Source organism: Nocardioides sp. NPDC000445 (genome assembly GCF_040300245.1).
Classification (GTDB): domain Bacteria; phylum Actinomycetota; class Actinomycetes; order Propionibacteriales; family Nocardioidaceae; genus Nocardioides.
Map to the genome: position 1 here is coordinate 114137 of NZ_JBEPDH010000001.1, position 22305 is coordinate 136441.

Consider the following 22305-nt stretch of genomic DNA (forward strand, 5'->3'; position numbering starts at 1 on the left):
CCGGGAGGGGTGATCTAAGTCACGCCCCGTCGCTAGGGTGACCGCCATGGATCCGCTGGCCCCCGCTCACCCCACCTGGGTGATGCTCCTGATCGCCGCAGTGGCTGTCGCCGTACTCCTCATCCTGATCGCCAAGGTCAAGCTGCACCCCTTCATCTCGCTGGTGCTGGTCAGCGCGGTCACCGCGGTCGTGGCCGGGATCCCGGTCGCCGACGTGCCCGCGGCGATGTTGGCGGGATTCAGCGCCACGATCGGCTCGGTGGCGCTGCTGGTGGCGTTCGGCGTGATGCTCGGGAGGCTGCTGGAGGTGACCGGCGGTGCGCAGGTGCTCGCCGACACGCTCATCGGCGCGTTCGGCGAGAAGCGGGCCCCGCTCGCGCTCGGCATCGCCGCGCTGATCTTCGGGTTCCCGATCTTCTTCGACGCCGGCCTGGTCGTCTTCCTGCCGATCATCTTCGCGGTCGCACGGCGCTTCGGCGGCTCGATCCTGGTCTACGCACTGCCCACCGCCGGCAGCTTCGCGGCGATGCACGCGGTCGTGCCGCCCCACCCGGGCCCGGTCGCCGCGGCCACTGAGCTGGGAGGCGACATCGGGCTCACCCTGTTGATCGGGGTGCCGGTCGCCGTCCTGGCCTGGTTCCCCGGCGCCTACCTCGTCGGCACCAGGCTCGGCGCCCGATACAACCCGGAGCCGGCCAACCTCTTCGCGACCCGTGATGCGGAGGCTGCGGCGGAGAGCGACACCGCTCCCCCGCCGTTCGCCACCGTCGTGCTCCTCCTGGCTCTGCCCCTGGTCCTGATCGGCCTCAACACGGTCGTCAGCACGCTGATCGCCGCCGGCTCGGTCAGCGAAGACGCCACCTGGGCCAGCGCACTGATCCTCATCGGCCAGACCCCGATCGCGCTGCTGATCACCGTGCTCGTCGCGATCTTCGTACTCTCCCCCGGCCGGTTCCCCATCGGCAGGGCGAGCGACATCCTCGACCAGGCGCTCGGCCCGATCTGCGCGATCATCCTGATCACCGGCGCGGGCGGGATGTTCGGCGGCGTGCTCCGCATCAGCGGCATCGGGGAGGCGCTGTCCACCTCGCTCTCCGATCTCGGGCTGTCGCTCATCGTGCAGGCGTTCCTGATCGCGACCCTGCTCCGGGTCGCCCAGGGCTCCGCGACCGTCGCACTGACCACCACCGCCGGCCTGATCTCCGCCCAGGTCGCTGCCGCCGGACTGGGCAACTTCGACATCGCCCTGCTCGTCTTCGCCATCGCGGCCGGCGCGACCGTCCTCTCCCACGTCAACGACTCCGGGTTCTGGCTGGTCAGCCGCTTCTTCGGGATGGACGTCATCACCACCCTGAAGACCTGGACGGTCCTGGAGACCACCCTCGGTCTCTCGGTCTTCGTGATCGCCTCGGCGCTCTGGATCGTCGTTCCCTAGCTCCGGTCTCAGCCCGTACGTCGCACCCTGCGCTCGAGGGTCGCCAGCCCCGGCCCGCCGAGCTCGGGCAGGGCGACAGCCCGCCCGCAGACCGCCATCAACAGCGCCTCGCCCGGCCCGGTGACCTCCTCGCCGCTCCCGTGGGACCAGGCGAGGTCGGTGGCCACCAGGCGCAGGCCGCGTACGTTGCGCCTGGCCGGGAGCGGCGGCGCCATCAGCGCGAAGTCGAGCACCGGCGCGAGCCGTTCGGCCGGCACCTCGCGCGGCCGTCCGAGCGCCCGGCGGATGTCTTGGTGGTGGATGAGGCCGTCGGTCAGCCCGATCCTGGCATCGGCCATCGCTGTGGGGCCGGCCGGTCGGGCGTGCGCCCGCACGTAGGCGACCAGCTCGGCCGGAGCCCGGGCACCGAACTCCTCGAGCCGGCGGGCGTTCATCCGGCCGAACCGGAACCCGGCACGCAGGAAGCGCCCGGCGAACTCGCCCAGCCCGATCTCCTCGTAGCTGATCAGGTGCGCGACGACCTCGCGCACCGTCCATTCGCTGCACAGCGAGGGCCGCTCCCAGTGCTCCGGCTCGAGCGTCTCGAGGAAGTCGGCGAGATCCTTCCGTTCGGCCGTCGCGAGCGCGGTGCGGTCCACCCCGATCACGCCTGCGCGAGAGCCCGGAAGCGCTCCAGATAGATCCCCCAGGCGTCCGATCCAGCGGCCCGGTCACGCCACCCCTGCCACCCGGCGCCGTGCCGGTCGAGGTGGCGGTGCTCGAGGCGTACGTGGGTCTGTTCGGCTCCCACCGCGGTGAAGGTGAACTCGACCTCGCTGCACCGCGACGGGTCCGGCTCGAGCTGGAAGCCGGGGGTGATGTCCCAGGAGATCACCAGCCGGTGGGGCGGTTCGACGGCGAGGACGCGTGCCCACTGACAGGTGCTGCCGTCGACGCCGCGGTCGTAGACCCGACCGCCGACCCGTGGCTCCAGCACCGTCTCGGCGATCTCGACGGGAAGCATGTTGTGCTCGCGCGGCTTGATCCTGTCGAAGTCCTCCGTGAACACCTTGAAGGCGTGCTCGACCGGGACGTCGACGGTGATCTCCAGGTCCACGGAGGTCTTGTCGCGGGTGGTGCTCATGACTGCTCCTTCTGCTCCTGGTAGCTGTCCTCAGCCACCTGCTTGAACGAATGCAACGCCTGGGTCCAGTAGGTATCCAGCTCGGCGCGCAGCTCGGCGAGGCCCTCGATCCGGGCCTGATAGATCCGGCGGCGACCGGCCGGCGTCATCGACACCAGCCCGGCCTCGCGCAGGATCTTGAGGTGCTGGGACACCGCGGCCATGCTCACCGGCAGGGCGTCGGTGAGCTCCCCCACCGAGCACGGCCCGGCGGCCACGCGAGCCAGGATCTGGCGGCGGGTGGAGTCGGAGACGGCGTACCAGGCATCGGTCACGACATTTAAGGTAACGCTTAAATGTCGTGCCCGCAACGGTCACGCGCGCCGGCAGAGCCGTTCGTGCCAGGACAGCGCGGTGATGTCGGTGAGCGAGGCGACCTGGTCGATCACGACGCGGAGCCGGGCGGCGTCGTCGGCCGCGGCGTGCCAGTCGTCGGCGAACTGCCGGTCGAGGTCGTCCGGTCCGGTGGCGACGAGATGCTCGAGGAGCTCGCCGAGCAGGTTGCGCTGGCGGTCCATCTTCACGGCCCGCTCGTCGGTGCGCATCACGTAGTGCGCCGCGATCCCCTTCAGCAGCGCGATCTCCAGGCGGGTCTGCTCCGGCACCACCAGGTCGGCGCCGTAGCGGACGTAGGGACCGCCGCCGGCGGCGTACGTCGCCTCCCGCACCGCTCCGCAGAACCGGCCGATGATGTCGGAGGTCAAGTTCTTGAGCATGGCCCGGGACCGGCGAGAGGCGTCGTACGCGGCACCCTCGGGGATCCAGCAGCCGGCGGCACTCAGGTCGGCGATGGTCGAGACCGCGAGAGTGCGGTCGAAGCCCGGGACGTACCAGTCGGCCACGGTAGCGGCGACCCCGTCGAGGTCGAGGCGGGCGAGGTCGATCTTGCCGGCGACGATGCCGTCCTCGACGTCGTGGACGGAGTAGGCGACGTCGTCGGAGAGGTCCATGATCTGCGCCTCGACGCACTGCCGCTGGCCGGCATCGGCCGCGCGCAGCCAGGTGAAGACCGGCAGGTCGTCCTCGTAGACCCCGAACTTGGACCCCTTGCGCTCACCGAAGCCCCACGGATACTTCGTGCAGGCGTCCAGCGTCGCCCGGGTCAGGTTGAGCCCGACCGAGCGCCCGTCGACGTCGAAGGTCTTCGCCTCCAGCCGCGTCAGGATGCGCAGCGTCTGCGCGTTGCCCTCGAACCCACCGATGCCCTTCGCCTGCTCGGCGAGCACGTTCTCGCCGTTGTGCCCGAACGGTGGGTGCCCGAGGTCGTGGGCGAGCGCCGCGGTCTCGGCGATGTCGGGCTGCGGCGAGTCCGGCCCGTTCAGGGCACGGGACAGGTCCCGCGCGACCTGGGCGACCTCGAGCGAATGGGTCAGCCGGTTGCGTACGAAATCGTCGGCCTGCGGTCCCACGACCTGGGTCTTCGCCGCCAGCCGCCGGGTCGAGGCGGCATGCACCACGCGGGCGCGGTCGCGCTCGAACTGCGTACGCTCCGGCGCCACGACCCGCTTGGGCGGCTCGGCGACGATCCGCTCGCGGTCGGCGGCCCCATATAGCTCCACATCCAGGAGGCTATCGGCTACAGCGGGATCGCCGTGGTCAGCACCCCGATGGCCAGCATCGTGAGCGACACCGCAGCCGCGCGCCACAGCACCTTCTTGTGGTGATCGGCGAGAGGCACCCGCGCCAGGGTCACCAGCAGCAGGATGGCCGGAACGAGCGGGCTCTGCATGTGGAAGGTCTGACCGGTGATCGAGGCGCGCGCCATCTCCTCCGGAGCGATGCCGTAGGTCGAGGCCGCCTCGGAGAGCACCGGGAGGACGCCGAAGTAGAAGGCGTCGTTGCTCATGAAGAAGGTGAACGGCAGGCTGAGTACGCCGGCGATCACCGCCATGTGCGGACCCAGCGCGGGCGGGATGATGTCGATCAGCCAGCGCGCCATCGCCTCGACCATGCCGGTCCCCTGGAACACTCCGGTCAGCACCGCCGCGGCGAACACCATCGCCACCACGGAGACGATGCTCGGGGCGTGCCGGGTGATCGCCTCCTGTTGTTCCTTGACCTGCGGGAAGTTCACCACCAGCGCGATCGCGGCGGCGACCATGAAGAGCACCAGGATCGGCAGGACGTCGACCACGAGGACGACCAGCAGCGTGGCGGTCAGGAGCGCGTTGAACCAGAACAGCCCCGGTCGCAGCGTCGAGCGCTTCGGGTCGAGCCCCTCCGCGAACCAGTCGGCCTCGTCGTCCTCCGCGTCGTCGCCCGAGCCGCCTCCTGCACCCGCCGAGGCCGAGGCGGGGGCACCGGCACCGACCAGCACCCGCCCCTCGGTCGCCCGGGTCATCTCGGTCAGCTCCAGCGAGCCGATCCGGCGGCGCTCGAGGTATCCCAGGTGCACGGCGAAGACCAGCACGACGGCCAGGCCCGCGATCATCGAAGGGATCATCGGCACGAACACGTCGGACGGGGAGACACCGAGCGAGGCAGCGGCGCGGGCCGTCGGGCCACCCCACGGGAGGATGTTCATCGCACCGTTGGCGAGGCCGGCCACCACGGTGAGCACGACCGGGCTCACCCCGAGCTTCAGGTAGAGCGGGAGCAGCGCGGAGGTCACGATGATGAACGTGGTCGACCCGTCGCCGTCGAGCGAGACGACCATCGCGAGGACAGCGGTCCCGACGACCAGACGCATCGGGTCGTAGCCGACCATCCGCAGGATCAGCTTGACCAGCGGGTCGAACAGGCCGACGTCGATCATGATCCCGAAGAAGATGATCGCGAAGAACAGCATCGCCGCAGTGGGTGCGAGCTCCTTGACCGCGTCGACGATCATGTCGCCGATGCCCAGCCCGGCGCCCGCGGCGATGCCGAACGCCACCGGCACCGCGATGAGGCCGACGACCGGGGTCGCCCGTCTGGACATGATCAGGAACATGAAGAGGGCGACCATCATGAAGCCGAGTGCTACGAGCATTGCCGATCCTGGTTCTGTACGCCGTGTGCTGACCGTCACGTGGTGACACCCGAGACTGCGGGTGACGCGCACCACAGGTCAACGTTGCCGTCGTAACGGACGTTGTGGTCGTTGCGGTCAAGCGCGAGACGGCCCTCAGGGCAGCAGGATCGCGAAGTCCTCTGCGTTGAAACCGGCCGTCGACATGACGTCGTCGAGCGTGATTCCCGAGAGCTCGTCGAGGACGGCGCGGGCGACCCGGCGGTCGAGGTCGACGAGGACACCCTGGATGTTGGCACCCACCGCGCAGGCGGGGTTGGGGCCATGGATCCCGAGGACCTGGTCGTCACCCTGCAGCACCTGCCACACCTGGGCCAGGTTCACCGTCTTGGGGTCGACCGCCAGCTCCCATCCCCCGTGGGCGCCGGGACGGGACCGAACCAGACCAGCCGTACGCAGCGGACCGAGCACCTTGCGCACATGGACCGGGTTGACCGCGGTGCTGCCGGCGAGCTCGTCGGAGCTGACGGGGGTCGTGCGGCCGGCGGCAGCGCACGAGGCGAGGTACGTCAGGACATGGACGGCCACCGCGAAACGGGTGTTCGTCGGGGCAGCCATACCCCCATCTTGCCTTATTGCCATCGGTATGACTACATTTATGAAACCGTCATCGCCGTGATTACAGTTACGGCACAACCGATAGGACTCCCATGACCATCGCCATCACCGGCGCCTCCGGCCAGCTCGGCCGCCTCGTCGCCGACCAGCTCCTCACCACCGTCGACCCCGCCGAGCTCGTGCTCCTCACCCGCGACCCCGCGAAGCTCGCCGACTACGCCGAGCGCGGTGCCGACGTCCGTGCCGCCGACTTCGGCAAGCCCGACGAGCTGGTCGAGGCCTTCGCCGGCGTCGAGCGCGTACTGCTGATCTCCACCGACGCCGTCGGCGCCCGTGTCGAGGGCCACCTCGCCGCGATCGACGCGGCCGTCAAGGCGGGCGTGCGCCACATCGCCTACACCTCGGTCTCCGGGCCGACCGCGGACAACCCGGCAGGCGTCGTCGCCGACCACGCCGCCACCGAGGAGGCGCTGCGCGAGAGCGGCCTGGCCTGGACCATGCTCCGCAACAACCTCTACGCCGACATGCAGGTCGACTCCGTCGCCCAGGCCGCCGCGGCCGGGCAGCTGGTCACCAACACCGGCGACGGCGGCGCGGCCTACGTCACCCGGGCCGACTGCGCGGCTGTTGCCGCCGGGGTCCTGACGGGCGAGGGACACGAGGGCAAGGCGTACGACGTCACCGGCCCGCACGCCTACACCGCGGCCGACCTGGCCGAGCTCGCCACCCAGAAGTCCGGCAAGCCGGTCGAGGTCGTCCAGGTCGACGACGAGGCCTACACCGCCGGCCTGGTCTCCGCCGGGCTCCCCGACTTCATCGCCCCGCTGCTCACCTCGTTCGGCACCGCGACCCGCCTCGGCAAGCTCGCCACCGTCACCGACGTCGTCGAGCAGGTCGGCGGCCGCAAGCCCACCCCTCTCAGCGCCCTGGTCTGACCTTCCGGCCCAGCCCCATCGAGTCGGCGCAACTGCCCCGCCTCACGACGCCGAGTCGGCGCGACTGTCCCAGCATTCTGGGGCAGACGCGCCGACTCGGACGTTCACGCCTGGGTCCTTCAACGTCGGATTCGGTGATCCACGGCGATCCAGTTCGTCTCCCACGTCGTTCCGCCGTCGGCCGAGAACGCCTGCTCGAACCTCGCCTCGTCCTGGCTCACGCGGGTGATGAGGAACCGCACCTTGATCGGACGGTCGCCGAGCTTGTCGTCGCCGTAGAACTCGCCGACGCCGTCGCGGAAGCCGCCGCGCACCGCCGGGGTGAGCAGGCCGTCGCGCATGCTGACGAAGGTCAGGCTCCACCGCTGCGCCTGCGGTTCGTACAGTCTCAGATTGAGCGCTTCGATCCGCCCGGCCGGTCCCGACACCTCGAACTCGACGACGTTGGCCTGCCGGTCCATGAGCGGACGTACGGTGCTGGTGCCGGTGAACTCGAGCCATTCGTCCGGTGAGTCCGAGAGCGGGTCGGCGAGGACCTGCACGCTGGAGCGCCAGGTACCGATCTCCCAGTCGAAGTCCCGTTGGCCGTCGGCGACGGTCGACGAGGCGGATGTCGGTGCAGCGACACCCGATGCCGCCACCACGCACACCAGGGCGGCGAAAAGGGCTACGTTGAGAATTCTTCGGAATGGAATGGTCATGGTCCGACTATCGAGCGGAGCGCAACCGTGAACAAGAAGGCACCTGTGGGTAACCCCTCTCGCCCGAATCCGCTGCCGGGCTGCCCGATGGCCGCGGCGTTCACCGCGATCGGTGGCAAGTGGAAGCTGACCCTGCTCTACTGGCTCGCCCACGGAGAGTCCCACTTCGCGGGCCTCCGCCGCAGGGCCGCGCCCATCACGGCCAAGGTGCTGGCCGAACAGCTACGCGAGCTCGAAGCCGACGAGCTCGTCGAACGTGTGGAGACCGGACCGATTCCGGCACCCGTCATCTACCGGCTCACTCCGTACGGGGCCACCGTCCTGCCCGTCGTCGAAGGAGTCAGGGTGTGGGGCGAGGCGCACCTGCAGCGCACCGGCGGCACGGCCACGCCGAACACGACGATGAGCTGCGCCGACATGATCGCGTAGGCCGTGCGCGCAGGTGGTGGACGGCCACCGGCACTCGACGTCGAGGCACCCGGCGTCGCCGAGTCGGCTCGTCCTGACCATAAATCCCGCCGAGTCGGCGCGTCATGACGCGCCGACTCGGCGGTGTAATCGGTCAGGACGAGCCGACTCGGCGAATCAGTTGACGGCTACGTGCACGTGGTCGTAGTGGTTGGCGGTCGGGTCGCCGCGGTCCTCCATCGGGCGCCAGCCCTCGTCGGCTCGGACCGGGGTCCAGATGCGCTGGTACCAGATGATGTCGTAGATGTTCAGCGCCGCGGCGTGCTCCTGGACGAAGGCAGCGATGGCGTCGCCGAGCTCCTTGTCGTCGGTCATGAAGTCGAGCGCCTTGCCGTTGATGTGCTCGCCGTGCGGGTCGTAGCCGTACGTGGTGCCGGACGCGACCGCGGGGAAGGCGTTGCAGACGGCGCGGTAGAGGTCGACCGCGTCGGGGACCAGACCGTCCTCGACCGACGAGTCACCGCAGGCCGAGAAGTCGAGTCCTGCCGGGGCGTCCTCCGACGGCGTCGGGGAGGGCGTGGGGGTCGGCGTGGGAGTGGGCTCCGGCGGGGGTTCGGGCTTGGTCTTGCCGAGGTTGCCCGCGGGGATCCACACCGGGTTGCCCTCCAGGACGATCTCCTGGCGGCCACCCTCGTCGCGGCCGGTGTAGTAGACCGCGCGCCCGAGCTTCAGCTCGCCGAGCTCCTTGGCGCGCTTCCCGTAGGAGGCGTAGACGGTGACGTCGTCCTGTACGTAGCGCAGCACCGCCTTCTGGGCTCCACCGCTGACCGACGTCGGCCGCTCGATCAGCGACTCGATCGTGGCAACCTCGCTCAGCGCATTGGTCGCCGCCTCTCCCCCACGCTCACCGCTGCGGCTGACCGTCGTCTCCCGGCCGGTGACCTCGCGGCGGTCGTTCGACATCCGGGTGTCCTCCCGCGTCGTGGGCAGCGCCGGAACCTTCGCCTTCGCCGCGGCCTCGGCCTCGGCCTCGATGCGGCGATCGGCCAGCGACGGCAGCCGGAGTCCGGACTTCTCCTCCACCTCGGAGATCACCACGCCGGGGTTCGCCGCGGCCGCGCCTGCGGCCATCGCACCACTGGTCGCGAACGTGACGATCCCTGCGGTCGCCACGGCGTTCTTGGTTCTGCGGACAGCTCGATAATCGCCTCTGTGGCTGGTGGCCACTGTTGCAATCCTTCGCTCGACAATGTGGGGGTATCGCCCGAGAGCACCCTTCGCCACTTCCGCTGAAGCTGGGTCGTGAGCCCGGGCACAGCGCCTGAGTCAAGCACACACCTGCGGGGGTATCCCACGATGGGTCGGAGACTTTTGCGAAGTTGTTGATCTTCCGACGGAGCGAAAACGCAGGTCGGCCCGGGCTTCGAGAGCCCGGGCCGACCTGTCGTCGAGAGATCGTGGCGTCAGTTGGTGGAGACGTGCACGTGGTCGTAGTGGTTGGCGGTGGCGGACCCGCGGTCCTCCATGTAGCGCCACCCCTCCGAGGCACGCACCGGCGTCCAGATCCGCTGATACCAGATGATGTCGTAGAGGTTGAGCTCCGCGGCGTGCTGCTGCAGGTAGGCAGCGATCGCGTCGCCGAGCGCCTTGTCGGAGAGCATGAAGTCGAGCGCCTTGCCCGAGGAGTGCTCACCATGGTCGTCCCAGCCGCCGACGGTCATCGAGGCGACCTCCGGGAAGGCGTTGCAGACCGCGCGGTAGACGGTGACCGCGTCGGAGACCAGGCCGCTCTCGACCGAGGGGTCCCCGCATGCGGCGGTGCTGACGCCGGCGGCGACACCTGTCGTCTCGGGCTTCTCGTCGCTGAGGTGGCCGCTGGTCACCCAGGCGACCTCGCCGTCGACGAGGATCTCGTCGCGGCCGGACTCGGTGCGGCCGGTCGCGTAGACCAGCTCGCCGGCCTCGATCTCGCCGGACTGGGTGGCGTGCTTGCCGTAGGCGGACCAGAGGTTGAGCGTCTCCTCGGTCCAGCGCTTGACCGCCTTGGCGGTGCCGGTCTCGACCTGCTCGGGACCCTTGGTCAGCTCTTCGACCGAGGAGACCGACTCGCGGTCGCCTCCGTCACGGCTGACGACGGTCTCCCGACGGTCCCCGGCGACGCGCGCGTCGTCACGGGTGCTCGGCACGTTGGCCTGGGTCGAGGAGACGGAAGCGCCTGCGTTCTTCGCGATCAGGGAGGAGGTTGGCTCCGCGAAGGCGGCTCCGGCGCCGACTGCGGCACCTGTCGCGAGAACCGCGACCCCTGCGCTGACAACTATGGATTTGGTCTTACGGACGGCCCGAGTGTCGCCTCTGTGGCTGCCGGCCACACGCAATCCTTTGCTCGACTACATGGTCTGTGCCCGAGATTCCCACGGTTTCAACGGATGAAACCCGTCGAGAGTTGTGCTGGTGGGGGCTCGGCACGGCAATGAGTACAACACACACGACAGGGGGTATTCCAATTCCCTTACCGAGTTTTTGCGTAGTTTTGTACCTGTCGAGCGACTGATTCCGAAGGCTCGAAACGCGCCTCGAGACCCGTCCGAACGGGCCCCGGAACCTCAGCCGCCAGAGGTCTCCGACACGTTCTCGGCGAACCCGCAGCCGCGCCCGTCGGCGTCGTCGAGCCACCCCTCCGGAAGGACCACCTTGTCCCGCGGCGCACCCTGCCGCCCACGCGGCGTACCCAGCTGTGACGAGGGGAAAGGCTCGTTCCGGTCGAGCTTGGCGAGCATCTCGTCGAGGTCGGCGAGGCTGTTCACCAGGCCGAGGGTGCGGCGCAGCTCGCCACCGGCACCGAAGCCCTTCAGGTACCACGCGATGTGCTTGCGGATCTCCTTGCAGCCGCGCTCCTCGCCCATGTGCTCGCAGAGCAGCTCGGCATGGCGCCGCATGATGTCGGTCACTTCGCCGAGATTCGGCAGTACGTTGACCGTCTCACCGCCGAAAGCGGCCGCCAGGTCGCGGAAGAGCCAGGGGCGCCCGAGGCAGCCGCGGCCGATGACGACACCGTCGACGCCGGTCTCCTCGACCATCCGGATCGCGTCGGCCGCCTCCCAGATGTCGCCGTTGCCGAGCACCGGGATGTCGACCGAGGCCTTGAGCTCGGCGATGGCGTCCCAGTCGGCGGTGCCGGAGTAGGCCTGGGCGACCGTACGGCCGTGCAGCGCGATCGCGGCGGCACCGCTCTCCTGGGCGATCCGGCCGGCGTCCATGTAGGTCAGGTGGGCGTCGTCGATGCCCTTGCGGGTCTTCATCGTCACCGGTACGCCGTAGGGCTCCGCCGCGCGCACGGCGTGCTCCAGGATCTCGCCGAGCAGGCCGCGCTTGTAGGGCAGGGCTCCCCCGCCGCCCTTGCGGGTCACCTTGGGCACCGGGCAGCCGAAGTTGAGGTCGACGTGCGCCACCCCGTAGTCGGCACAGAGGATCTCGGTCGCCTTGCCGACATAGACGGGGTCGGTGCCGTAGAGCTGCACGCTGCGTACGGTCTCGGCCTCGTCGAAGACGAGCATGTCCTTGGTGTGCTGATCACCTTCCACCAGGCCGCGGGAGGTGATCATCTCGCAGACGTAGAGACCGGCACCCTGCTCGGCGCACAGCCGCCGGAAGGCGGCGTTGGTGACACCGGCCATCGGCGCGAGCACCACAGGGGTGTCGACGGTCAGGCTGCCGAACTTCAGAGGGCCAGGGAGGGACATGGCCTCTATTGTCCGGCCAACCTCGAAGCGTACGAAATCTAAGGAGTCGGGGAGGCGGACGGGGAGCCGGAGGGCTTCGGCGCCACGTACGGCGTCGGCTCACTCTCCCAGGTGATCGGGTCGAACTCCTCGTAGGGCCGGAAGCTCACGCCGACGAGCTTGCCCTGGTCGGGGACGAGCATGACCAGGCAGGCGTTGACGCTGTCGTCAGGCGCGAACGGCTTCGGGAAGGTCTTGCCGTCGCACGGCTTGAACGGCTCCTTGAACGCGGCCGCCTCGACCAGGTTGCCCTCGTCGTCCAGACCCCACAGCGGTACGTCGTAGCCACCGAGGTCGGTATCGCCGTCGTTCTTGATGGTGGCGCGGACGAAGTAGGGAGCGCGGGCCAGCGTCGCCTCGTCGAGCTTCCAACCGGAGAAGGTCTGCTTGTAGGAGGTCGACTCGAGCTTGGTGACGGTGATCGAGAGCTTGCCGTCGACACCCTCCTTGGGCGCCCACTCGACCGTCGCGGTCTCACCGAGCCTGCGGTCGGCACCGGGCTCGGTAAGCGCCCCGGCGGAGGGCGATGCCGACGCCGAGGGCGATGCGGAGGCCGAGGCGGAGGCACTCTCGGACGGCTTGGGCGCGTTCGTCCGCGGCGCGGTGCCGCTGCACCCCATCACTGACATCGCCATGACCGCACCCGTGAGGGATGCGGCGAGTACGGACCCCGCTCGTTGCATAGGGATATCCTGCCGCACGCCTTTCGAGATCGTGCGGCAGGACGCCCCCTGCAAGGTTTACGAGGTGGTAACGGCCCGGCGTCGAGCTACGTGCTCAGGCGCCGATCAGACGCTCGGCGAAGTAGCGGCTCACGCCCTCGAGCGGGATGCGCTCCTGCTTCATGGTGTCGCGCTCGCGGATGGTGACCGCGTTGTCCTCGAGGGTGTCGAAGTCGACGGTGACGCAGTACGGCGTGCCGATCTCGTCCTGGCGGCGGTAGCGCTTGCCGATCGACTGGGAGTCGTCGAAGTCGACGGCCCAGTTGGCACGCAGCTCGGCCGAGAGCGCCTTCGCCTTCGGCGAGAGCGCCTCGTTGCGGGACAGCGGGAGCACGGCGATCTTGACCGGCGCGATCCGGTGGTCGAGACGGAGCACGACCCGCTTGTCGACACCGCCCTTGGCGTTGGGCGCCTCCTCCTCGGCGTACGAGTCGACGAGGAAGGTCATCAGCGCACGGGTCAGACCGGCCGCGGGCTCGATGACGTACGGCAGGTAGCGCTCGTTGTTGGCCTGGTCGAAGTACTGCAGGTCCTGGCCCGAGTGCTTCATGTGGGTGCCGAGGTCGAAGTCGGTGCGGTTGGCGATGCCCTCGAGCTCGCCCCACTCGCTACCGGGGAAGTTGAAGCGGTACTCGATGTCGACGGTGCGCTTGGAGTAGTGGCTCAGCTTCTCCTTGGCGTGCTCGTAGTGGCGCAGGTTGTCGGGGTTGATGCCGAGGCCGGTGTACCACCGGGTGCGCTCGTCGATCCAGTACTGGTGCCACTCCTCGTCCTCGCCCGGCTTGACGAAGAACTCCATCTCCATCTGCTCGAACTCGCGGGTGCGGAAGATGAAGTTGCCCGGCGTGATCTCGTTGCGGAAGCTCTTGCCGGTCTGGGCGATGCCGAACGGGGGCTTCTGGCGGGTCGAGGTGACCACGTTGGCGAAGTTGACGAAGATGCCCTGCGCGGTCTCGGGACGCAGGTAGTGGAGACCCGACTCGTCCTCGAGGACACCGAGGTGGGTCTTGAGCATGCCGGAGAACTCGCGCGGCTCGGTCCAGGCGCCACGGGTGCCGCAGTTGGGGCAGGCGACGACCTCGTTGATGTCCACGGTGTCGGGGTCGTCGATGCCCTTCTTCTCCGCGTACTCCTCCTGGAGGTGGTCGAAGCGGTAGCGCTTGTGGCACGACTGGCACTCGACCAGCGGGTCGTTGAAGGTCTCGACGTGGCCGGAGGCGACCCAGGTCTGGCGCGGCAGGATGATGCTCGAGTCGAGGCCGACGACGTCGTCGCGCTGCTGGACCATCGCCTTCCACCACTGGCGCTTGATGTTCTCCTTGAGCTCGACACCGAGGGGGCCGTAGTCCCAGGCACTCCGGGTGCCGCCGTAGATCTCGCCGCTGGGGAAGACGAATCCGCGCCGCTTGGCGAGGGAGACGACGAGGTCAAGGGTCGATGCTGGCGGCTTTGCCACGATGAATGCTCTCTGCTCGAGGTGAGCCCGGCCGGCTGCCGGGCCCGGTGTTGAGGGGGATGTCTACAGCGACAGGGAAATCCTATCCGTGGTGTCATCTTGTTATGTACGCCGCCCGCGGGGCCAATTCGCTCGGCCGCTCGGGCATCTGCCGATAGCGTCGCTGGACATGGAGTCGAACGCGCGTCGTCTGTGGAAGCTGCTCGAGCCGATCCATGCGGTGGGCTACTTCTCACCCGAGCCGATCGCCCAGCTCAAGGAGGCCGGCTACCGCGGCTACTGGATGGGCTATTTCGCCGCTCGGTCCGCTCCGCTGGGCACCGTTCCGGCCGAGGTCGTCCATGCCGTCTTCTACAACTTCGCCTTCTCACACGTCTCCCGGGCGCTTCCGGACGCATGGACGTACGCTCCGCCCGAGGTCGCGCACGACGCCCGCCGCTCCGGCGCCGTCGCCGCGCTCCGCCGTCACCTCGGCCCGCTCACCGATTCCGACGACCTGACCCGGGCTGCCACGCTCGCCTCGCGAGCCGCTCTCGGCGCGCCGGCGGAGGGACGTGCGCTGTACGCCGCGCTGCGCTCGCTCCCCGTCGCCGAGGACCCGCTGACCCTCCTGTGGGATTCGGCGACGCTGCTGCGGGAGCACCGCGGCGACGGTCACGTCGCGACCCTGTTGGCTAACGGGATCGGGGGCCGCGAGTCGCACGTCTTCCATGCCCTGGCCAACGGCACCTCCCCGTCGGTCTATGCCACCTCCCGCAACATCCACGAGACCGAGTGGGACGCCCTCGTCTCCGGACTGCGATCCCGCGGGCTCGTCACCGACGACGGCCAGTCCCTCACCGACGCCGGCCGGGAGACCAAGACCGGGATCGAGTCGACGACCGATGCGCTCGCCGCCACGGCGTACGCGACCCTGGAGCCTGCCGAGATCGACGAGCTCATCGCGCTGCTGCGGCCGCTGACCAAGGCCGTCGTCGCCTCCGGTGAGATCCCCGGTCAGTCGCCGATAGGCCTGAACCTCGACGACATCTAACCCGTTGCCGCTCCGAATTCAGGGGGTCATGCTGGGACCCATGGCCATGAAAGACCTCGATCCCCGGCTCGCACCGATCCTCGAGCTGGCCGCTGTCGCCGCGCAACGCCCCGAGGTCGACGTCGATGAGGAGACCCTGCGCGAAATCTTCGAGGAGGCCGCGATGTTGCTCGACCTCGGAAACGTCCTCGACGAGCTCGACGACCACGACTCCGGCAGCGTGGTCGCCGGCCTGTGCACCGACCTGCTGGCTACCGACCCCGCCGACAGCGTCCGCGCCCACGCCGAGCTCGCCCTGGCCGACGAATCGCTGCACGACCCCGAGGCCGCCGCAGTCGCCTTCCGCATGGCTGCCCACGCCCTTCGCCTCTGACGCAGACGGTGTCGGAACCACGCACATGTGGTTTCTGATCAGGGCGCGAGGCTCGATCGTCGCGCGGCGTAGAGGGCAAGGGCTTCGGCGAAGTCGTGCTCGGTGAAGTCGGGCCAGAGCTTCTCGCTGACGATGATCTCGGCGTTCGAGGTCTGCCAGGGGAAGAAGCCGGAGAGGCGCTGCTCGCCGCTGGTGCGGATGACGAGGTCGATCTCCTTGACCGGGCCGCCGGGCAGCGCTGCCGTGATCGCCCGCTCGTCGATCTCGGTGACGCCCGCGGCGATCGCGCGGCGGATGCCTTCGACGATGTCGCCGTGCGGGTCGTAGCCGATCGCCATCGTCAGGTGGGCCGGGCGGTCGGCGGTCTCCCGCTCGGCTGCGCGCAGCGCCTCGGCGGCGGCGTCGGGCAGCAGGGAGAGGTCGCCCGAGACGTGGAGGGCCCAGCGGTCGCTGCGTACGACTGTCTGCGGGAGCTTGTCGGCGAGGATGCCGAACAGGTGGTCCACCTGCGACCTCGGCCGCTTCCGGATGTTGTCGGCGGAGAGGACGTAGGAGGTGAGATGGTCGATCCGCCACCGGGTGCACCAACCCAGCAGGTCCTCGACATGGTCGGCACCGACGTCGTGGCCGGCGCCCGGGTTCGCGAATCCTGCCTTCTTCGCCCAGCGGCGGTTGCCGTCCATCACCACGCCGATATGGGTCGGCAGCAGGTGGGGCGCAATCGTCTCGGCGGTGTAAGGGGTCACCTCGATGCTCACGACCGAGAGTCTGGCAGGTCGCCCGGTCGGCGCGACGGTCATCGCACCGGCTTCTAGGATCTCGGCATGAACCAGCCCGCGACCACCTCCCCTCTCCAGCTCGGCCGACAGGGGTTCGGTGCCATGCGCCTGCGCGAGACCGAGTCCGGCGACCCGGACCGGGACCCGTTCCGCGTCGTCAACACGGCGCTGGACGAAGGGGTCGCGATGATCGACACGGCTGAGCTGTACGGCAACGAGGAGCTGGTCGGCCGCACGATCGCCGCCCGGCGCGACGAGGTGGTGCTGGCCAGCAAGTTCGGAGTCGTACGGACCGACGGCCGTTCCGATGGCCCTCCCGACGGCTTCGAGGTGCGAGCAGACGCCGAGCAGGTTCAGCGCTCCTGCGAGGCCAGCCTTCGCCGGCTCCGGACCGACCGGATCGACCTCTACTACCTGCACCACCGCAGCGAGACGGTCCCCATCGAGGAGACCGTCGGAGCGATGGCGGACCTCGTACGGCAGGGAAAGGTCCGCGCGATCGGGCTCTCCAACGTCACCGCCGAGGATCTCCGACGCGCCCATGCCGTCCACCCGGTGGCGGCGCTCCAGGAGCACTGGTCGCTGGCCGAGCGCACGGTCGAACGTGACCTCGTGCCGGCCGCCGCCGAGCTGGGCGTCGCGCTCGTCGCCCACTCGCCTACCTCGCACGGTGTGCTGCACGGTGCCGCGGGCGACGCTGCCCCGGCCGACGAGAGGCAGGGGGTCCTCCGCGAGATCGCCGCAGCGCACGGGGTGTCGGCAGGTCAGCTCGCGATCGCGTGGGTCCACAGCCGTGGGCCTCTGCACGGCCTCGATGTGGTGCCGTTGCCCGGGACGACGCGCGCGAGCCACGTTCGCGCGAACGTGGCTGCCCGGGAGATCGTCCTCGGTCCCGAGGAACTGCGGCGACTGACGGCGGCGTGGTCACCGACCGCCTGACCGCAGCGGTGCTCGGGCCCGCGACCTGCTCACCGCCGCCCCGGCCGCCAGCAGCCGCGCCGGAAGCATCAGCGGCTGGGGTCGTTGAGGGAGAGGATCCGGCGGCGCTCGGCGTCGGTCAGGTCGGCGGCGGCGAGGACCTTCTGCAGGACGTCGGACTTGCGGGCGATGTAGGTGTCGATGTCCATGTCGGGGTCGGCGGCCAGCGCCAGCTTCACGGCTGCGTACTCGTCGCGAAGGTCGTCGCGGCGGCGTAGGACGTCGCGGACGGCGAGATGATTGCGTACGTTGAGCGTCCCCGCGGCGCAGACGTAGACGTGGCGTCTCGGGTCATCGTCGGGGGCGAAGAACGCCTCGCGGCCGGCGACGCCGAGGTCGCCGCGGTGGACGTAGCCGATGCGTACGAGCGCAGCGACCGCAGCGGGGACGTCCTCCGGCGCGACGATCACGTCGATGTCGAGGATGGGCTTCGCGGCCAGCCCCGGGACCGAGGTCGAGCCGACATGCTCGATGCTCGCCGACGGGCCGTCGGCCAGCGCGCCGCTCAGCGCCGCGGCAACCTTCTCGAACCGGTCCTGCCACGAAGGGTCGTACGCCACTACCTCGATGCTCACAGGCACCAGAGTCTGGCAGGTCGGCTCAGGCTTCGGCGGCAAAATGCCGAGGGCGAAGGCGCAGCCCGGCAACGAACCCTGCGATGGCGTCGGAGAGCGCGAGGACGAGCGCCGCGGGGGTCGCGGCGCCGACCAGGACCGCGGAGGTGACCACCGGGCTTCCGGACAGGTCGAAGAGGAGCCAGGCCAGCCAGGTGGCTCCGGCGGTGAGGAGCACGAGGATCGCGGAGCCGGCGAGGAATCCCTTGAGCCCACCGACCACACGGGCAGCGAGCGCCGCAGGGGCCGCGATGGCCACGCAGAGCGCTCCGACGGCAGCCCCGAGAATTACGAGCACCGGGCCCGCGAGCGGTCCGCCCATCCCGTGGTCGCCGGTCGCTGATACGACCAGAAGGCCGAGGTAGACCAACCCTGCGAGCACCGGGTACGCGAATCCGACGAGCACCATGGTGAGGACGAAGGAGGCGGTGCGAACGGCGACAACGGGCAGACTCATGCGCCTCATGATGCCCGGCACCGCCGCGCGCTGCCGCGGATGTTGGCCCTTCGTTGACGAACCGTCGTCACACGCGCCCCCGGACCATCCCGATGAGGCGGTCCAAGACCTCCTCGGGGGCGACCTGGACGCCGTTGTGGAGATGGGCGTTGGTGATCCAGGGGCGCAGCGTCGGCACCAGGTCGGCGGTCGCGAGGGAGTGCTCGCGCAGGACGTAGGGGTCGTCGTAGTAGACCGCCGCGGCGCACGGGACGTCGACGGCGGCGAGCACGCTCGGGTCGTAGAGGCTCGGCCACTCGCGCTCGGCCAGCAGGTCCGCCGTCTCGGCGAAGGGAGCCAGCAGCGGGTCCTCGGTCAGGTGCCACGGGAAGAGGTGCTCGGCGGTGAGGAGGGTCGGGTCCTCGTACGCCGCGGGCTGCACGCGCGCGGAGGCCCAGCGGGTCGCCTGGCCATCGGCGTAGCAGGCCTCGTGGACGAGTACGTAGAGCGGCGAGTGGCCGCTGAAGGGCAGCAGCGACGCGACCTCGTGACCGAAGCCGAGTCCGGCCGGGTCGCGCTCGAGGAGGTAGTGGATCTGCTCGGAGCCGCCGGTCATGCCGAGGCGGTTGCCGATGGAGCGTGCCTGGCGGGCGGAGAGCGGGCCGCCGTGGGGGAGCCGGATCTCACCGGCGTCGCAGCGCTCGACCAGCGCCCGCATCCGGTCGCGGTCCCGGGGAAACCTGGCGTAGTGGCGCTCGGTGAGCTCGATCGTGCGGGCGAAGGTCGCGGCGTAGATCTCGTCGACGGGCAGCCCGACCGGCGGCACTCCCCCGGTGAACATCACCTCACGCAGCGACTCGGGATGGGCGGAGAGGTAACGCAGGGAGCAGAACCCGCCGAAGGACTGGCCCAGGAGCGACCAGCGCTCGATCCCCAGGGACACGCGGAGGAGCTCGGCGTCCTCGACGATCGAGTCGGCGCGGAAGTGGGCCAGGTGGTCGGCCTGCTCCTGCGGGCTCATCCCGGTCATCGCGGTGAGCGGCGTCGACCGTCCGGTCCCCCGCTGGTCGAGGAGGATCAGCCGATAGTCCTCCAGCGCCCGTTCGAGCCATCCCGGCACCATCGGCAGGTCGATCGGGCGCGGGCTCTCTCCGCCCGGGCCGCCCTGGAGGAAGAGCAGCGCGTCGCGGTCGTCGCGATCGCCAGGACGGCGCACCTCGCGGGCGAAGACGGTCAGCGTCTCCGGTCCACCGCCGCGATGATCCAGCGGCACCTCGATCTCGTGCTCGATCAGGACCAGTCCGGGGATCGTCTCGGTGTGCACCAGCCGATCCTATGCCGGTCAGATGGACGGCGGCGTTGCGGTACGGCCCGACAGAACCTAACCTGAACACCGTTCAACTGAACGTTGTTCAGGTAGCCATCCCGAGGAGACTCCCGCATGACGACAGCCTTCGACCAGCTAGCCGACCGGATCCTGTCCGGCGGGGCCGCCACCGCGGAGGACGCAGTGGCCGTGCTGCGTACGCCCGACGCGGAGCTGATGGGCGTCGTCGCCGCGGCGGGGCGACTGCGGCGCGAGCACTTCGGCAACACCGTGAAGGTGAACTACCTGGTCAACCTCAAGTCAGGGCTGTGCCCGGAGAACTGCAACTACTGCAGCCAGGCCCTCGGCTCGCAGGCGCCGGTCCTGAAGTACTCCTGGCTCTCCAAGGACGAGACCCTCGAGCAGGCCGGTGCCGGGCTACGTGGTGGCGCCACCCGCGTCTGCATGGTCTCCTCGGGCCGCGGACCGTCCGATCGCGACATCGACAAGGTCGTCGAGATGACCTCCGCACTGAAGGACGCGCACGAGGGCGTCGAGGTCTGCGCCTGTCTCGGGCTGCTCAAGGGCGGCCAGGCCGAGCGGCTCAAGGCCGCCGGGGTGGATGCGTACAACCACAACATCAACACCGCCGAGTCCAACCACGACAACATCGTCCAGACCCACACCTACGAGGACCGCGTCGACACGATCGGCAAGGCCAAGGACGCCGGCCTCTCGCCGTGCTCGGGCCTCATCGCGGGCCTGGGCGAGACCGACGAGCAGCTCGTCGAGGCCCTCTTCGCGCTCAAGGAGCTCGACGCCGACTCGATCCCGGTGAACTTCCTGATGCCGTTCGACGGGACGCCGTACGAGAACACCTGGGAGCTCTCCCCCACCCGCTGCGTGAAGATCCTGGCGATGGCGCGCTTCGTCTGCCCCGACAAGGAGATCCGGATCGCGGGCGGCCGCGAGATGCACCTGCGCTCGCTGCAGGCTCTTGCCCTCCAGGTGGCCAACTCGATCTTCCTCGGTGACTACCTGACCTCCGAGGGGCAGGACGCGCTGGCCGACCTGGAGATGCTGCGCGACAACGGCTTCATCATCCTTGGCATGGACGAGGGTGCGTTCGGCGAGCTCATCGAGGAGCACCGCACCAAGGTGGCCGCGCGCGCAGCGGGCGGCTGCGGCAGCAGCTGCGGTGATGGCTGCGGCTCTGCTTCTGGCGGGGCATGCGGTGGTCACGACGAGCAGGGCGGCCCGGTGATCCGGCGCCGCGGAGCGGGGACCGATGTCGCTGCCAATGCTTGATCTGGGCGTTGATCGGGGCGCTGATCGGGGCGCTGATCGGGCCCACGACCTGCTCGCGTTCGACCGCGAGCACCTCTGGCACCCCTACACCTCGATGACCGACCCGGCGCCGGTGCGGCTCGTCACCGGTGCCGAGGGCGTACGCCTCCACCTCGACGACGGCGGCGAGCGGCTCGAGGTCGTCGACGCGATGTCGTCGTGGTGGTCTGCGGTCCACGGCTACCGGGTGCCCGAGCTGAACGCCGCGCTCGCCGAGCAGGCCGGCCGGATGGCGCACGTGATGTTCGGCGGCCTGACCCACGCCCCGGCGATCGACCTCGCCGAGCGGCTCGTCTCGATGACCCCGGACCTCCTGCAGCACGTCTTCCTCGCCGACTCCGGCTCGGTCAGCGTCGAGGTGGCGCTCAAGATGGCCCTGCAGTCGCAGCGCGGCCGCGGTCGGCCGGAGCGGACCCGGCTGCTGACCGTGCGCGGCGGCTACCACGGCGACACCTTCGGATGCATGAGCACGTGCGACCCGGTCGGCGGGATGCACTCGATGTTCACCGACATGCTCGCGCCGCAGGTCTTCGCCGAGCGCGCACCGGCACCGGGTGGCGACGTGGAGGCGTGGGCCGAGGGCGTACGCCGCCTGGCGGCCGAGCACGCCCACGAGCTCGCCGGGATCATCCTCGAGCCGCGGCTCCAGGGTGCCGGCGGAATGTGGGTCTACGACGACCAGTGCCTGGTCGTGCTCCGCGAGATCGCCGACGAGCACGGCCTGGTGCTGATCTTCGACGAGATCGCCACCGGCCTCGGCCGCACCGGCGACCTCTTCGTGTCCTCGCTGGTCACCCCTGACATCCTCTGCCTCGGCAAGGCGCTCACCGGCGGCTACATGACCCTGGCCGCGGTGCTGACCACCACCGAGGTCGCGCACGCGATCTCCCGGAGCGAGTCGGGCGTGCTCATGCATGGGCCGACCTTCATGGGCAACCCGCTCGCTTGCGCGGTGGCGCTGGCCTCGCTCGACCTGCTGGCCGCCCGCGGCTGGGAGCAGGACGTACGCCGGGTCTCTGCCGCGCTCTCGACAGGCCTCTCTCCGCTGGCCGCCGCGCCCGGCGTCAGCCAGGTCCGCGTCCTCGGCGCCGTCGGCGTGGTCCAGCTCGACCATCCGGTCGATGTCGCCAAGGCCACCGACGCCGCGCTGCGTGAGGGCGTCTGGATCCGGCCGTTCCGCGACCTGATCTACACGATGCCGCCCTACATCACCGGCGAGGACGACCTCGCCCGCATCTGCCGGGCCGTCGCCGCGGCCGCGGAGGTGGCCTGA

At 69.8% G+C, this 22305-nt stretch carries 24 protein-coding genes; 8 read left to right on the forward strand and 16 right to left on the reverse strand.

Going from position 1 to position 22305, the window contains the following annotated elements:
• Nucleotides 1-46 precede the first annotated feature (46 nt).
• Nucleotides 47-1435, forward strand: coding sequence for a GntP family permease (locus tag ABT304_RS00525; RefSeq protein ID WP_350712849.1), 1389 nt, complete (start codon nucleotides 47-49; stop codon nucleotides 1433-1435).
• Nucleotides 1436-1443: 8 nt separating this feature from the next.
• Here the strand turns inward: ABT304_RS00525 and ABT304_RS00530 are convergent, their stop codons facing one another.
• From ABT304_RS00530 to ABT304_RS00555, 6 genes are all read right to left on the reverse strand, one after another.
• Nucleotides 1444-2073, reverse strand: coding sequence for a maleylpyruvate isomerase family mycothiol-dependent enzyme (locus ABT304_RS00530; RefSeq protein ID WP_350712850.1), 630 nt, complete (start codon nucleotides 2071-2073; stop codon nucleotides 1444-1446).
• 5 nt (nucleotides 2074-2078) lie between these two features.
• Nucleotides 2079-2558 carry an SRPBCC family protein gene (locus ABT304_RS00535; RefSeq protein ID WP_350712851.1) on the reverse strand — a complete coding sequence of 160 codons (480 nt, stop codon included), beginning with the start codon at nucleotides 2556-2558 and terminating at the stop codon, nucleotides 2079-2081.
• Entirely contained in the window at nucleotides 2555-2872 is a 318-nt protein-coding gene (locus ABT304_RS00540) for an ArsR/SmtB family transcription factor (RefSeq protein WP_350712852.1), read from the reverse strand. Before ABT304_RS00540 ends, ABT304_RS00535 begins: the two co-directional genes overlap by 4 nt.
• Nucleotides 2873-2911: 39 nt before the next feature.
• The gene (locus tag ABT304_RS00545) at nucleotides 2912-4156 is read right to left on the reverse strand and encodes a deoxyguanosinetriphosphate triphosphohydrolase (RefSeq protein ID WP_350712853.1); all 1245 of its coding nucleotides are present in this window, start codon (nucleotides 4154-4156) and stop codon (nucleotides 2912-2914) included.
• A gap of 17 nt (nucleotides 4157-4173) precedes the next feature.
• On the reverse strand, nucleotides 4174-5568 hold the full coding sequence (locus ABT304_RS00550; protein ID WP_350712854.1) for a CitMHS family transporter: 1395 nt from the start codon (nucleotides 5566-5568) through the stop codon (nucleotides 4174-4176).
• Between the two features lie 135 nt (nucleotides 5569-5703).
• Nucleotides 5704-6165 carry an Rrf2 family transcriptional regulator gene (locus ABT304_RS00555; RefSeq protein ID WP_160028336.1) on the reverse strand — a complete coding sequence of 154 codons (462 nt, stop codon included), beginning with the start codon at nucleotides 6163-6165 and terminating at the stop codon, nucleotides 5704-5706.
• A 92-nt stretch (nucleotides 6166-6257) separates the two neighbouring features.
• On the opposite strand from ABT304_RS00555, the gene ABT304_RS00560 reads away from it, so the two are divergent.
• A complete protein-coding gene (locus ABT304_RS00560) occupies nucleotides 6258-7100 on the forward strand; it encodes an SDR family oxidoreductase (RefSeq protein ID WP_350712855.1) in 843 nt (280 codons plus the stop codon).
• Between the two features lie 119 nt (nucleotides 7101-7219).
• On the opposite strand, the gene ABT304_RS00565 is transcribed toward ABT304_RS00560, so the two are convergent.
• The gene (locus ABT304_RS00565) at nucleotides 7220-7801 is read right to left on the reverse strand and encodes a hypothetical protein (RefSeq protein WP_350712856.1); all 582 of its coding nucleotides are present in this window, start codon (nucleotides 7799-7801) and stop codon (nucleotides 7220-7222) included.
• A 45-nt stretch (nucleotides 7802-7846) separates the two neighbouring features.
• Here ABT304_RS00565 and ABT304_RS00570 point away from each other — a divergent pair, with 45 nt between their 5' ends.
• Nucleotides 7847-8230: a winged helix-turn-helix transcriptional regulator gene (locus ABT304_RS00570; protein ID WP_350712857.1), complete on the forward strand. Its 384-nt coding sequence runs from the start codon at nucleotides 7847-7849 to the stop codon at nucleotides 8228-8230.
• A gap of 156 nt (nucleotides 8231-8386) precedes the next feature.
• Here the strand turns inward: ABT304_RS00570 and ABT304_RS00575 are convergent, their stop codons facing one another.
• The 5 genes from ABT304_RS00575 to ABT304_RS00595 form a co-directional block, all read right to left on the reverse strand.
• The gene (locus ABT304_RS00575; RefSeq protein ID WP_350712858.1) at nucleotides 8387-9382 is read right to left on the reverse strand and encodes a VldE C-terminal domain-containing protein; all 996 of its coding nucleotides are present in this window, start codon (nucleotides 9380-9382) and stop codon (nucleotides 8387-8389) included.
• A gap of 290 nt (nucleotides 9383-9672) precedes the next feature.
• On the reverse strand, nucleotides 9673-10395 hold the full coding sequence (locus ABT304_RS00580; protein ID WP_350712859.1) for a VldE C-terminal domain-containing protein: 723 nt from the start codon (nucleotides 10393-10395) through the stop codon (nucleotides 9673-9675).
• Between the two features lie 417 nt (nucleotides 10396-10812).
• Nucleotides 10813-11949, reverse strand: a complete 1137-nt coding sequence (gene dusB / locus ABT304_RS00585; RefSeq protein WP_350712860.1) for a tRNA dihydrouridine synthase DusB — start codon at nucleotides 11947-11949, stop codon at nucleotides 10813-10815.
• A gap of 38 nt (nucleotides 11950-11987) precedes the next feature.
• Complete coding sequence (locus ABT304_RS00590) at nucleotides 11988-12671, reverse strand: hypothetical protein (protein ID WP_350712861.1); 684 nt, start codon at nucleotides 12669-12671, stop codon at nucleotides 11988-11990.
• Between the two features lie 94 nt (nucleotides 12672-12765).
• Complete coding sequence (locus tag ABT304_RS00595; protein ID WP_160028318.1) at nucleotides 12766-14166, reverse strand: glycine--tRNA ligase; 1401 nt, start codon at nucleotides 14164-14166, stop codon at nucleotides 12766-12768.
• A 169-nt stretch (nucleotides 14167-14335) separates the two neighbouring features.
• Here ABT304_RS00595 and ABT304_RS00600 point away from each other — a divergent pair, with 169 nt between their 5' ends.
• Nucleotides 14336-15199 carry an SCO6745 family protein gene (locus ABT304_RS00600; RefSeq protein WP_350712862.1) on the forward strand — a complete coding sequence of 288 codons (864 nt, stop codon included), beginning with the start codon at nucleotides 14336-14338 and terminating at the stop codon, nucleotides 15197-15199.
• 40 nt (nucleotides 15200-15239) lie between these two features.
• Nucleotides 15240-15572: a hypothetical protein gene (locus tag ABT304_RS00605; RefSeq protein ID WP_350712863.1), complete on the forward strand. Its 333-nt coding sequence runs from the start codon at nucleotides 15240-15242 to the stop codon at nucleotides 15570-15572.
• Between the two features lie 38 nt (nucleotides 15573-15610).
• On the opposite strand, the gene uppS is transcribed toward ABT304_RS00605, so the two are convergent.
• Entirely contained in the window at nucleotides 15611-16330 is a 720-nt protein-coding gene (gene uppS / locus ABT304_RS00610; protein ID WP_350712864.1) for a polyprenyl diphosphate synthase, read from the reverse strand.
• Between the two features lie 66 nt (nucleotides 16331-16396).
• On the opposite strand from uppS, the gene ABT304_RS00615 reads away from it, so the two are divergent.
• On the forward strand, nucleotides 16397-17290 hold the full coding sequence (locus tag ABT304_RS00615) for an aldo/keto reductase (RefSeq protein ID WP_350712865.1): 894 nt from the start codon (nucleotides 16397-16399) through the stop codon (nucleotides 17288-17290).
• A gap of 68 nt (nucleotides 17291-17358) precedes the next feature.
• Here ABT304_RS00615 and ABT304_RS00620 read toward each other — a convergent pair whose 3' ends face one another.
• From ABT304_RS00620 to ABT304_RS00630, 3 genes are all read right to left on the reverse strand, one after another.
• Nucleotides 17359-17904 carry a GrpB family protein gene (locus ABT304_RS00620; protein ID WP_350712866.1) on the reverse strand — a complete coding sequence of 182 codons (546 nt, stop codon included), beginning with the start codon at nucleotides 17902-17904 and terminating at the stop codon, nucleotides 17359-17361.
• Between the two features lie 25 nt (nucleotides 17905-17929).
• Nucleotides 17930-18400 carry a hypothetical protein gene (locus tag ABT304_RS00625; protein ID WP_350712867.1) on the reverse strand — a complete coding sequence of 157 codons (471 nt, stop codon included), beginning with the start codon at nucleotides 18398-18400 and terminating at the stop codon, nucleotides 17930-17932.
• Between the two features lie 67 nt (nucleotides 18401-18467).
• A complete protein-coding gene (locus ABT304_RS00630; RefSeq protein WP_350712868.1) occupies nucleotides 18468-19703 on the reverse strand; it encodes an alpha/beta fold hydrolase in 1236 nt (411 codons plus the stop codon).
• A gap of 117 nt (nucleotides 19704-19820) precedes the next feature.
• Between ABT304_RS00630 and bioB the strand changes: the two genes are divergently transcribed.
• Complete coding sequence (gene bioB / locus ABT304_RS00635) at nucleotides 19821-20993, forward strand: biotin synthase BioB (RefSeq protein ID WP_160028304.1); 1173 nt, start codon at nucleotides 19821-19823, stop codon at nucleotides 20991-20993.
• Nucleotides 20986-22305 carry an adenosylmethionine--8-amino-7-oxononanoate transaminase gene (bioA, locus tag ABT304_RS00640; protein ID WP_350712869.1) on the forward strand — a complete coding sequence of 440 codons (1320 nt, stop codon included), beginning with the start codon at nucleotides 20986-20988 and terminating at the stop codon, nucleotides 22303-22305. The genes bioB and bioA overlap by 8 nt, the downstream gene beginning before the upstream one ends.